This window comes from Winogradskyella immobilis, from assembly GCF_021887715.1.
In the GTDB taxonomy this organism is placed as follows: domain Bacteria; phylum Bacteroidota; class Bacteroidia; order Flavobacteriales; family Flavobacteriaceae; genus Winogradskyella; species Winogradskyella immobilis.
This window is the reverse complement of sequence record NZ_JAIQXX010000004.1, coordinates 152,587-164,762: the sequence shown is the minus strand read 5'-3', so window position 1 is coordinate 164,762 and position 12,176 is coordinate 152,587. Positions and strand designations below refer to the sequence as shown.

General features: G+C 31.0%; 12 protein-coding genes. 3 read left to right on the top strand and 9 right to left on the bottom strand.

Features of this window, described 5'->3' with window-relative positions:
* Positions 1-88: 88 nt before the first annotated feature.
* Complete coding sequence (gene paaE, locus K8Z87_RS04760) at positions 89-1,162, bottom strand: 1,2-phenylacetyl-CoA epoxidase subunit PaaE (RefSeq protein WP_227476340.1); 1,074 nt, start codon at positions 1,160-1,162, stop codon at positions 89-91.
* Positions 1,163-1,229: 67 nt separating this feature from the next.
* Positions 1,230-1,799: a TetR/AcrR family transcriptional regulator gene (locus K8Z87_RS04755; RefSeq protein WP_227476339.1), complete on the bottom strand. Its 570-nt coding sequence runs from the start codon at positions 1,797-1,799 to the stop codon at positions 1,230-1,232.
* A 100-nt stretch (positions 1,800-1,899) separates the two neighbouring features.
* On the opposite strand from K8Z87_RS04755, the gene K8Z87_RS04750 reads away from it, so the two are divergent.
* Positions 1,900-3,660: an aromatic amino acid hydroxylase gene (locus K8Z87_RS04750; protein ID WP_227476338.1), complete on the top strand. Its 1,761-nt coding sequence runs from the start codon at positions 1,900-1,902 to the stop codon at positions 3,658-3,660.
* Between the two features lie 98 nt (positions 3,661-3,758).
* Here the strand turns inward: K8Z87_RS04750 and K8Z87_RS04745 are convergent, their stop codons facing one another.
* The 3 genes from K8Z87_RS04745 to gldB all read right to left on the bottom strand — a co-directional run bounded on the left by K8Z87_RS04745 (position 3,759) and on the right by gldB (position 5,807).
* The gene (locus tag K8Z87_RS04745) at positions 3,759-4,370 is read right to left on the bottom strand and encodes a DUF4230 domain-containing protein (RefSeq protein WP_227476337.1); all 612 of its coding nucleotides are present in this window, start codon (positions 4,368-4,370) and stop codon (positions 3,759-3,761) included.
* Between the two features lie 139 nt (positions 4,371-4,509).
* The gene (gene gldC, locus K8Z87_RS04740; protein ID WP_227476336.1) at positions 4,510-4,845 is read right to left on the bottom strand and encodes a gliding motility protein GldC; all 336 of its coding nucleotides are present in this window, start codon (positions 4,843-4,845) and stop codon (positions 4,510-4,512) included.
* Positions 4,845-5,807: a gliding motility lipoprotein GldB gene (gene gldB, locus K8Z87_RS04735; protein WP_227476335.1), complete on the bottom strand. Its 963-nt coding sequence runs from the start codon at positions 5,805-5,807 to the stop codon at positions 4,845-4,847. The genes gldC and gldB overlap by 1 nt, the downstream gene beginning before the upstream one ends.
* Before the next feature lie 85 nt (positions 5,808-5,892).
* On the opposite strand from gldB, the gene nadE reads away from it, so the two are divergent.
* Both nadE and K8Z87_RS04725 read left to right on the top strand, forming a co-directional pair.
* Positions 5,893-6,681: an NAD(+) synthase gene (nadE, locus tag K8Z87_RS04730; protein WP_227476334.1), complete on the top strand. Its 789-nt coding sequence runs from the start codon at positions 5,893-5,895 to the stop codon at positions 6,679-6,681.
* Positions 6,682-6,813: 132 nt separating this feature from the next.
* Positions 6,814-7,443 carry a response regulator gene (locus tag K8Z87_RS04725; RefSeq protein WP_227476333.1) on the top strand — a complete coding sequence of 210 codons (630 nt, stop codon included), beginning with the start codon at positions 6,814-6,816 and terminating at the stop codon, positions 7,441-7,443.
* On the opposite strand, the gene dnaG is transcribed toward K8Z87_RS04725, so the two are convergent.
* The 4 genes from dnaG to K8Z87_RS04705 form a co-directional block, all read right to left on the bottom strand.
* Positions 7,440-9,407, bottom strand: coding sequence for a DNA primase (dnaG, locus tag K8Z87_RS04720; RefSeq protein ID WP_227476332.1), 1,968 nt, complete (start codon positions 9,405-9,407; stop codon positions 7,440-7,442). The two genes, K8Z87_RS04725 and dnaG, sit on opposite strands and share 4 nt — an antisense overlap.
* Positions 9,408-9,567: 160 nt before the next feature.
* Positions 9,568-10,653, bottom strand: a complete 1,086-nt coding sequence (locus K8Z87_RS04715; RefSeq protein ID WP_227476331.1) for a hypothetical protein — start codon at positions 10,651-10,653, stop codon at positions 9,568-9,570.
* Between the two features lie 80 nt (positions 10,654-10,733).
* Complete coding sequence (locus K8Z87_RS04710; protein WP_227476330.1) at positions 10,734-11,513, bottom strand: hypothetical protein; 780 nt, start codon at positions 11,511-11,513, stop codon at positions 10,734-10,736.
* Positions 11,500-12,063: an RNA polymerase sigma factor gene (locus K8Z87_RS04705; protein WP_227476329.1), complete on the bottom strand. Its 564-nt coding sequence runs from the start codon at positions 12,061-12,063 to the stop codon at positions 11,500-11,502. Before K8Z87_RS04705 ends, K8Z87_RS04710 begins: the two co-directional genes overlap by 14 nt.
* Between the last annotated feature and the right edge of the window lie 113 nt (positions 12,064-12,176).

Genomic DNA, 12,176 nt, shown 5'->3' with positions numbered 1-12,176 from the left:
TATGATTTTTGATTAAGGATTTTTGATTTCTGAATTGTATACTCAAATTTCTTAAATCTCCAATCAACATTCTTAAATCGCTAATATTTTACACATCAAAATCAACAACTACTTTTTCTGTTATTGGTACTGCCTGACAACTTAATACTAAGTTTTGTGATACTTCTTTTTCATCTAAAGCATAATTGATTTTCATCTTAACATCTCCTTCTACAACTCTACACTTACACGTACTACAAACACCTCCTTTACAAGCATAAGGCAAATCTGCTCCAGCAGCTAAAGCGCCATCCAAAATATTATCAAAATCATCATCCATTGTAAAATGGAATTCTTTGCCACCATCAATAATAGTAACTTCTGTCCCTTCTACTTTTTGCTCTAACACTTCTGCTATTTGGCCATCAGAATCTTTATTATCACCAGAGAAAAATAACTCGTAATGTATTTTATCTTTATCCAACCCTTTTTCTTCTAAATGATCTCGAATTAGAAAAATCATAGATTGAGGACCACAAATAAAACAATCACTTGTATCTTCAACATCAATAAATGTTTTAGTTAAGACCTCTAACTTCTCTTTATCGAAACGCCCATTTAAAAATGGAATATCACGCTGTTCTTTAGTTAAAAAATAAAATACTTGAAAACGCTCAAAAAATTGATTTTTAAGTTCTTCAATTTCTTCTTTAAAAATGATTGACTTTACTGTACGATTTAAATAAAACAGCTTAAAGGTACTGTTTGGTTCTGATAGCAAATGTGTCTTAATTATAGACAGCATTGGCGTAATACCACTTCCTGCAGCAAATGCAATATAATTTTTTGAAGATGTTTTATCCACCTCAACAAAGAAATTACCTGAAGGTTGCATTACCCCTAAAGTATCTCCCTGCTTCAATTCTGTATTCACATACGTAGAAAAAACACCTCCTTGGATTTGCTTTACAGCAACTTTCCATTGATTGTCTAATGGACTTGAGCATAACGAATATGAACGTCTTACATCTTCGCCATTTATTTTTGTTTGCAATGTTAAATACTGTCCTTGAGTAAATGTGAATTTGTCGTACAAATCATCTGGAATAGCAAAAGAAACCACTGAACAATCCTTAGTTTCTTTATATATATCTACAACTTTTATTGAATAAAAATCTGCCATTTTTGGTTTTTCAAGTTAGACTAACAATTGTTAGTTTTGGTTACAAATTTACAAAATTATTTGCTAATTATTTGTTAATTCCGGTGATTAAGATTTCGCTTAAAGAATCGGACAATTCTTCTATATTTATATCTTCTTTTTTAGGAATCCATATATATAAGGATCTTAATGTAGATAGCATAGAAAACAACAATACATCTAACTTCTCATTTTTAATTTCATTCGAATCAATTCCATTTTGAATTATCTGCCTGAAATTATCTTCATAATTATATCTTAGTTTTTTATAATATTCTAATTGATCCCCTAAGTGCATCCAATCATTATTAAGTGATGCCATGCCATTTGTATTACGACTTGTTATCTTTACATGAAGACGAATAACCTTTTTTAGTTTTTCAATTGAAGACGCATCAAGTTTTATAATACGCTCCATTCCTTCAGTGAATTGCTCAGAAATAGACAAGATAATCTCTTTTAAAATTGCTTGTTTAGATTCTATATGATTATATAAACTCGCCGCCTTTATATGCATATCGGTTGCTAAATCGCGCATAGTTACAGCACTATATCCTTTTTCTTTAAATAGTTTGGCTGCAACAATTAAAATTTCGTCTTTTCTGTTTAATGTTTTCATAGTGACGATGAAGATAAACAATCTCTTTATTTTTAAACAATTATTTAACTGATGCTATTTCATAAATTGATAAGTTTGCAAGATAGAAGCAAACAACAAAATGAATCAGCAAATAGAGACTAATCCCTTAATAGATCGATTACCACCTCATTTAAAGCAATTTATAAAACCTCAAGATTATGAAGATTACACTCCGATTAATCAAGCGGTTTGGCGTTTTGTAATGCGAAAAAATATTTCGTATTTAGGTAAAGTTGCACATCACTCGTATACAAAAGGGATTGAGCAAACTGGTATTTCTATTAATGCTATTCCTAGCATGTATGGTATGAATCGTATTTTAAAAGAAATTGGCTGGGCTGCTGTTGCTGTTGATGGATTTATTCCTCCAAATGCTTTTATGGAATTCCAAGCTTACAAAGTATTAGTTATCGCTAGCGACATTAGACAACTCGAAAACATTGAATATACTCCTGCACCAGATATTATACATGAAGCTGCAGGACATGCTCCAATAATTGCTAATCCGGATTATGCTGAATATTTACGTCGTTTTGGTGAGATCGGAGCGAAAGCCATTTTGTCGTCTCATGATAATGACATGTATGAAGCTGTACGAAAACTTTCTATCTTAAAAGAAGCTAAATATTCTACCCAACAAGAAATCGATAATGCTGAGGAAGAAGTTAATCATCTACAATCGCAAAAGCCTCCGTTATCCGAAATGGCTCAAATACGAAATTTACATTGGTGGACTGTAGAATATGGTATGATTGGATCCTTAGAAGACCCAAAATTGTATGGTGCAGGATTATTGTCTTCTATTGGCGAAAGTGCTTGGTGTTTATCTGATAATGTAAAAAAAATACCTTATTCAATTTCTGCTGCGCATACTGAATTTGATATTACTAAACCGCAACCACAACTTTTTGTAACACCAGATTTCTCATATTTAATGCAAGTTTTAGATGAGTTTACAAATACAATGGCTTTACGTAAAGGAGGTTGGAGAGGACTCAATAAACTTATAGAATCTAAAAAGATTGGGACTATAGAATTAAATACGGGATTACAAATTTCTGGAGTTTTTACTAGAATGATTAGAGACGAAGACAACAATGTTGTTTTTTTTAAGACTGAGGGCTCTACCGCACTTGCTAATAGAGAAAAAGAATTAATTGGTCACGGTACAGAAGCGCATTCTAAAGGGTTTAGCTCACCTATTGGTAAGCTAAAAGGTATTAATCTTGCCATTGAAGATATGGGACCACGAGATTTAAAAGCTTATAATTTTTATGACAATAAACGTATTGCTTTTGAGTACGAAAGTGGTATTACTATAGAAGGCTTAAACATTACAGGAATTAGAAATCTACAAGGAAAACTAATTTTAATTCAGTTTGAAGATTGTACCGTTACTTATAATAATGAGGTTCTATTTACCCCAGAAGACGGCACTTTTGATTTGGCTGTAGGCTCTTCAATTGTTTCTGCTTATGCTGGCAGTGCAGATTATCATTCTTTTGAGAATCTTTATCATGCTCCAGAAAGCAAAACAGTAAAAGCTGAACAAAATCAAAAAACTATTGAATTAGAAAACTTATACCAAACCGTTAGAAATTATAGATCTACTGAGAAGTATGAGGAATCTCAACTCAAAACTATATTTAAGAGTTTAAAACAAGATCATCCTAAAGATTGGTTGTTATCTATTGAATTATTAGAGCTCACTAAAGAAAAGCAATTAAATGTCTTTTCTGAAACACTTTTAGAGTATTTAAAATTACAAAAAAAGGAACAACCAAAAATTGCACATCTCATATCGGATGGTATAGAAATTATTATAAAAAACTATAAATAAACCTATAATCGCTCATTTTATAACAGTATACTTTCTAAGATAAAACTGTGCGTTAAGATCTAATGGGATTAATAAAGGTGAAATACTACTATATGAGTTTATAGTAGTAATTTTTCAAAATCTTCCTGCGAGCTCATTGGTTTATTCTTGTAAATCAATGTCCAGCCCAAAGATTCTGTTAGAATATAAAATTTAGCTAATTCACTTATTAATCTGTCTTGAGTATTAGTGGTAAGCTTAGAATTTTCAACTTTTTTAAGTAGAGACTCCTTTACTGTTTCTTTAATTTGGTTATAATCTTCAGCTTCAAAAGGGTTTAAAAAATCAGATTGTATATCATAGTATTCTAAATCTGGATTTATATCTATTTCGTAGTTTGGTATAGATATAATTTCCACTGTTTTATTAGCTTCATCTAAACTGTATTTTACTTCTTTTAAATTATAAGCAATACTCACTTTAGCATTAACAACCACTAAAGCCTTTTTTTCAGCTGTAAAATAATCTCCAAAAATTTCTTTTGAATTTTCATAATTAAAAACTTCTGAAAAATGACCTTCGGTTACGACTAACTTACTTACATTTTTCAGTTGTTCTTGTATTATAGAGGCATTTTCTTTTAAAACAATGCGATCATTGTCATCATCACAAAACTTAAATGTGAATAAAACAATTAATGTAATAATGACTCCAAATAGAACTTTTCGCATACGCTAATTTACATAAAAAAAACACCAGCCTTCGTTTAATATAAACTTCGACTAATGTTTTCGTTAATTAATAGCAATCCAAAAATAACCCTAACAAGTTTATTTAATGTTAATTAAACATTAAAAATGATTAAAAAAATTACTTCTTTAATTCTAGTTTTTCCGCAAAGTAATCACAAAAATCTTTCATTGTAGCTGTCATCTTTTCGTCTTGAGTCGCACGCAAAAAAGTATCACTCATAGTTACCAATGTTTGGTGAAAAAACAATTTCATTTCATCTACAGGCATGTCTTTAGTCCACAAATCTATTTTCAATGTTTCTTGTGCATTACCATCCCAAACTGAAAGCATAACTGCTTTTGCTTCTTCATTATCAATCCCTCCGTCTTGTGCTGACCATCTTAATTTCTCAGGCACTCGATTTTCATCGAGTTCTACATTAAGTTCTATTTTAGATTGTATTGTATTTGCCATTACTTTCTTGGTTTATATTTTGAATTTTTAAAAATATCGTCAGGTTCTGTTCTAAGTATTTTAAAAACATCATCTCCTGTTCGATTGGCGTAAGCTCTTACAATTTGCCAACCAATGTATTGTCCTAATCGTCCTGGAGATTCATTATCTAATTGTAAATAAAATTTTGAAAACGGAGCTGGTGCAATAAAACGACCAAACAACTTACTCTCGGAACTAAAGAGTACTTCTTTCTCTACAAAATAGCTCCAAATTTGATTTTCATTTACTTTAGCCCACTCAACATCTTCTGTTGTATATCCTATTTTTTCTGCATCAGATTTAAAAGGAATCATAACATCTTTAAAGTATAATAACTTTCCGAAATAAATCATTTCGTCTAATAATGTTTTTCTACGTTGTTGGTATGTATATTTCTTAGCATATTCCTCTGCAATATCTGATACTATTTTGTCACCTGATAATCTTTCAGAAATATATAATTGTATATTTTGATAAAATGGATGATCTCCGCCTAAGTAATTATCTAACGCTATTAATACTAAAGAATCATTAACTATTGTTTTGTTTCTATAATCCACATCATTAGTTAAAGTAATAACTCGAGGTGTTTTATAGTTTTTATCATAATATTTTAAATGTTGAAAAAGTCCCTTTAATTCAGCAGTTTCCGTTTTAAAATCTCCGAATGCTTTATCAACTTCGTTTAAGAGTACTTTTTGTAATGAATCATTGAATCTACCAATCCATACAGAATCTGGAATGCGTTTCGAAAACAAAAACGGATACGTCTGTTTCAATGTTGATAAATCTTTTGGAGTTGCTACTGCCAATGCTTTATCAAAACGTTCTACATTAAATGACACCTCTACATTAGCAATCTCTTTTTCTAAAGCAGAGTCTTTGTTACAAGACATTAAAACTAGCAGCACTAGTGTTATACTATAATTTTGTATTCTCATTTAGAAAACATTTTTAAAGCTTAACTCTTTAAAGTATTTTTGTTGTGCAAAGGTACACTTCTTTGTGTAAAAAAACATCTAAATTATGCAAACAGAAAAGGTTATTGACCATATTGTTAATTGGTTAAAAGATTATGCTTTAAACGCAAAAGTTAATGGTTTTGTTGTTGGCATTTCTGGGGGAATAGATTCTGCTGTTACCTCAACACTTTGTGCAAAAACAGGCTTAGATGTTTTGTGTATTGAAATGCCAATCCATCAAGCACCAAGCCATGTTAGTAGAGCACAAGAACACATTGCACAACTTAAAACCCGCTTTGCTAATGTAAAAGATACGCGGACTGATTTGACTCCTGTTTTTGAAGAATTTAAAACTGAAGTTAGCCTAGAAGGTAAACAAGCTGCAGTAGATATGGCTTTAGCAAATACCAGAGCACGTTTAAGAATGACCACACTTTATTATCATGCAGGCTTGTTAGGCTTGTTAGTTGCTGGCACAGGAAATAAAGTAGAAGATTTTGGGGTTGGGTTTTACACCAAGTACGGAGATGGCGGAGTGGATTTAAGCCCTATTGCTGATCTTTTAAAATCGGAAGTCTACACTATTGGAAAAGCATTAAATGTTCCTGATTCTATTATGAATGCAGCGCCAAGTGATGGATTATTTGGAGATGCGCGTAGTGACGAAGATCAAATCGGAGCTTCTTATCCTGAGTTAGAATGGGCCATGCAGATGAAAGATGAAGGTAAAGTTGCTGAGGATTTTTCTGGAAGGCAACGTACTGTTTTTGAAATTTTTATGCGTTATAACACATCAAACAAACACAAGATGATTCCTATACCTATTTGCGAAATTCCTAAGAATATAAAATAATTATTGCGTTTTTAATATTAAAAATATTAAAATCTTATTTTTTTCATTATTTTTGTTTAACCAGCCACGTATTTTTTTAATCAAAATTGAATATTACCTATTCTGGTTCCCTATATTAAATAATGTTAGAACATGGTAAAGATATTAATTGTTGACAGCCACCCTATTGTTAGAAAAGGTTTAGAACTCATTCTCGACAGTTTTCCTGACTTTAAAGTTGTTGGACTACTCAATAGCGGTATAGAAATTTTTGAATTTGTACGAAGGAATGATGTTGATGTTATTATTTCGGAAGTTGACTTACCTGAACTTAATGGCATCACTGCCTTAAGAGCCATTAAAAAAGAAAACAAACACATTAATGTATTAATGTTTAGCAACCAACCTGAAGAAATTTATGCTATAAGTACATTAAAAGCCGGAGCTTCTGGTTATTTGCATAAATCCGCTAGTCCAGACAAAATTATAGAAGCCATAAATACCATTCAAGATGATAAAGTTTATCTGAGTGAAAAAATGGATAAGCATTATAAATTTGAAGATACTCGTAAGAGTAGTACACGCCTTTTTAAAAGATTGTCTACAAGAGAAGTTGAAGTTTTAAAACTTTTATCTATAGGTAAGAAAAATAAGGAAATTGCTAAAGAGTTAGAGATTAACGAAAAAACAGTAAGTACATATAAAGCACGCTTGTTTAAAAAATTGAATGTTACAAATCTTGTAGATTTAATTCATCAAGCCAAGCATCACGATTTAGCTTAACCGCTAATTACTTTGCCTAATTTATAAGACAATAATTTTTTTAAATCAGAATAATCCCTAACATCTTCTAATATTGATTTTGCATTAGCATTCTCAAGAAGAATATTATTTTTAAGATTTTCCACTTTATGTTCTATCAAAAAACATCTTAAACTCAATATGGTTTGATGTACAAGTTGTTCTAGTTTTTCTGTTTTCTTCTTTGGTACAATTTGATTTCGCTCCCAATCATCAATAGAATATTTCTCCTCCTCCATCAAAATACTAGTTACAGTAGCTGCCATATCTTGGTCGATTTGATTGATGAAATGACGTGTAGAAAATTCTTGATCTTGATTTAACTTGTCTATAATAGAATAATACAAGGTTTTAAAACGTTCGTCTGTAAATTGCATTTCATCTTCTTGAAGGTCTAAATATATTTTTTCAAAAACACGTGTTTCCTGAACTACAGGTTCTAAAATTAAATCTCCAGAGACTTCGTCCTCTTTTAAAACTAAATCTTCAAACCGTTCTGTCTTTTCTCCATAAAGCAGTAAAATTTCAATAATTTTTCGTTCTAATTCATATTGAATATCAACTTTTTTTGAAGGTTTTTGTTCTGGCTTAACAACCTGAAATGCTTTTTGTTCTTGCTTGTATTTTTTATTTGCGTCTTGAGATTCCTTTTTATTGATCTGTGCCAACGTACTAAACAAAACACTCTCACTAATATCCATAATACGTGCGCATTCTTGTACATAAACCTCTCTTTTTATTTGATCTGGAATTTTTGCTATACTATTTACAATATCTCGTATTGTTTCAGCTTTTTTTATAGGGTCATTATTGGCTTCTTTAACTAAAAGCGATGCCTTAAACTGAATAAAATCTTTAGCATTTTCGTTAAGATAATCTGTGAGTTCTTCTAGTGTATTCGATTTGGCAAAACTGTCTGGATCTTCACCATCTGGAAATGAACAAACCCTAACATTCATTCCTTGCTCTAATATTAAATCTATACCACGTACAGATGCTCGCATACCTGCTGCATCACCATCAAAAAGCACTGTTATATTATTGGTTAATCTATTAATTAACCTAATTTGATCTGAAGTTAATGCTGTACCAGAAGAGGATACTACATTTTTAATTCCGGTTTGATGAAATTGAATAACATCTGTATAACCTTCAACCAAATAACAATTATCGTCTTTAGCGATACTCTGTTTTGCAAAATATAATCCATATAGCACCTTACTTTTATGGTAAATTTCACTCTCAGGCGAGTTTAAATACTTCGCTGCTTTTTTATCATTTACTAAAATACGACCGCCAAACCCTAAAATACGGCCACTCATACTATGAATAGGAAACATAACACGTCCTTTAAAACGATCGAAATGCTTTTCAGGTTTTACTATGGTTAAGCCTGTTCCTTCTAAAAAATTAATATTATAGCCTTTTTTTAAAGCTTCATCTGTAAAAGCTTGCCACTCATCTAAAGCATAACCCAATTGAAATTTTTCAATAGTATCTTCTGTAAATCCACGTTCTTTAAAATAGCTTAGACCAATAGATTTTCCTTGATCTGTTTTATGTAATATGTTTTGAAAATAGGTGTTCGCATACTCACTGACTAGATACAAACTTTCACGTGTATCAGCTTGTTCTTTTTCTTCGTCTGTGCGTTCGGTTTCTTCAATCTCAATGTTATATTTTTTAGCTAAATACTTTATAGCTTCGGGATAGGTAAAATGCTCATGTTCCATTAAAAATGTAACCGCGTTGCCGCCCTTACCACTAGAAAAATCTTTCCAAATTTGTTTTACTGGAGAGACCATAAAACTTGGAGAGCGCTCATCACTAAAAGGACTTAACCCTTTAAAGTTTGATCCTGATTTTTTGAGTTGCACAAAATCACCAATAACCTCTTCTACACGAGCGGTTTCAAAAACTTGAGTTATGGTATTCTGTGAAATCATACTACTCTCTGCATAAGCAGAAATCTTTTCAAAAATTAATAGGTTTCCCTTTTTCGAAGAAACGAATGGTAAATTTAATACAATGTAAAGTTTTAAAAAAAGAAAAAGCCTTAATCTACATAAAGATTAAGGCTTTTAAAAAACAACTCACACATTTGTTTTAGTCAAAATCGAATCTAACTCCTAAAGAGATGTTATTCTGATCTACAGCTTGGTCTTTAAATAATGAATTAAGATCGTATTTGGCATATAAGGATGTGCTTCCTATGCCTACATAAGCACTTAATCCGTATATAAAATCGGAAGCATTGAAATTTCGTCTTATTTTTTGTTTTACACGATCTCCATCTTCTCTGAAGCGTAATTTTTGTTGCGTTGCTAATCTAACACCTCCATAACCACCAACACCAATTTTAAATTGATTGTATGTTGAATATCTAATTTTGTCTTTATATTCTCGTTTTTTTGAAGGTCCAAATTCAAAATGTACAGGGAAAACTAAATTAGTGACTCTTAATTGAGATTTTTTAAGGTCTACAGGAAACTCTTCTAAAGAAGTTATATCACCATTTTGCACAAAGAATAAATCATCTTTAGCATTTAATTTATTCCATTGAAATGAAAATCCATATACTATTCTTGAAAAATTAGACTCTTTGAATAAACGCGTTTTCCAATTCCAACCTAATTCTACAAAACCAGAACCACCGAGCTCGTATGGTGTATCTCCTAAGCTCTGTCCATCCTCGATAGCATTATTAAAGCCTATTGCAAAAACAAACTGGTTATTTGTACGACGATCATATTTAGGTGGTTTAATTTTAGAATCGTAATTAATACCTATAGAATAATCTCTTCCATTAATTCCTATGCCTCTAACTTCTTTACTGAATCCGTCGTTAAACACAAAACTATTACGTTTTAAGAACTCAATTTTGTTGTCTATAACTGCTAAACGGTTTTCAATATTTAATGCGGTATTCTTTGCTGCTTCTTTTTTTAATTCATCGGCTTCAGCAGCAGTAATTTCTCCTCGATCTTGTTTTTTATTAATCGATTTAATTCTAGATTTCAGTCCTTCGCGTTCGCTTTCTTCTATTCTTTCTTTTTCTTTTTCTAAAAGTTCAATTTTATACTCCTTATCAGTGTCTGTTTTAACTGTAGTCTCTACTTTATCTTGTGCACTTAATCCAGTTACAGATAGACATAAGATAAGTGCTACGATGTGTTTAGTAATCGTTTTCATTGTTCGTTTTTTTGATGTTAATAATTAAACTATTCGTTTTTTAATTGATGAAATTTTATATGAGATTGCCTTTAAAATTCTTAATTATTACGGTCGGCAATTGCAGTTCTTGCCTTTTTTGTACCATCTTTTAAGGCTTCATAAATTTTAGTTCTAAAAGATTGCCCCAAAGCTTCTTCAATGTCTTGAAGTAACAAATTGGCATCTACAACATTTGTTTTCTTTTTAAGTATTTTGGCTTTTAAAATTTCTCTATTTGCATTTTTTAGAAGTGAATCTATTAGCTGTTCACTAATCTCTTGATTTTTTGTTTTTGCATCTGCCACAGCTTCTAAAACGTTATTAAGTTTCTCTGTATCTATAGATATCACTTCTGTAACACTATTAGTAGGCTCTGTTGTATTTTGATTCACTTCTGATTTATCTTTATTTACACTTGCCACACTAGTTTCTATTGATTTTACTGCTTTAATTATATCCTTTTGAGAAACATTGATCTTTGGTGTTTCTTCTTTTATTAATGCATTTTCTTTTTCAATTTTTGAGGTTTCATCTGCAACTACTTCAATAGGCTGCTCCTTATTAATTATATTAGTTTCATTAATAAATTCTTCAACTTTTTCTTCTACCATTTTAGGAGATAAAGTTTCTCTTTCTTGACTATTAAAATAAGTGATAGAAACAAATACTAATGCTGCGATACTCGCTGCGATACCGAACCACCAAAATGATGATTTTTTATTTCGTTTTTCTTCAACATCTAATCGCTGAGAGAGTTTAGACCAAGATGCTTCCGAAGGCATTACTGTGCGCTTCTCTAGCTTATCTTTTATATTTTCTTCAAATTTAATTGGCGCCATAATTGGTGTTATTTAAATCTTTAATTTTTTGTTGTAGCAATTGTCTTGCCTTATATAATTGCGATTTTGATGTACCTTCTGATATTTGAAGCATTTTTGCAATTTCATGATGTTTATAACCTTCAATGGCATACATAATAAATACCATTTTGTAACCTTCTGGCAAACTGTCTATAAGTTGTTGTATCTCTGCTACTGCGATATTAGAATTAATACTGTCTGAATAATTTTGTTTAAAATCTACATCTTCTACTGGAAACTCTAACTTCTTTTTTCCTCGTAAATACGAAATCGCTTCTCTTACCATTATTCGTCTTATCCAACCTTCAAAACTACCTTCTCCTTTAAATGATTTTAAATGTTTAAATACTTTAAAAAATCCATTTAGCAGTACTTCTTCTGCTTGTTGCACATCCTTTATATAATAACGACATACACTCAACATTTTTGGCGCATGTAACTCATACAATACATGCTGGGCTTCGCGATTATTCTTCGCTGCTTTTTGTATAAGCTTAATTTCGTTATTATGAAGCTGAATGACTTTCACTTAGTATTTTAATAGCTTTGGTTTGCACTTCTATTTATAAAGACGCAAAAGTGATGCAAAAGGTTGTCTGCAGTGTTACTTTTTTAAATAAGAATTGACTATGATGATGTAAC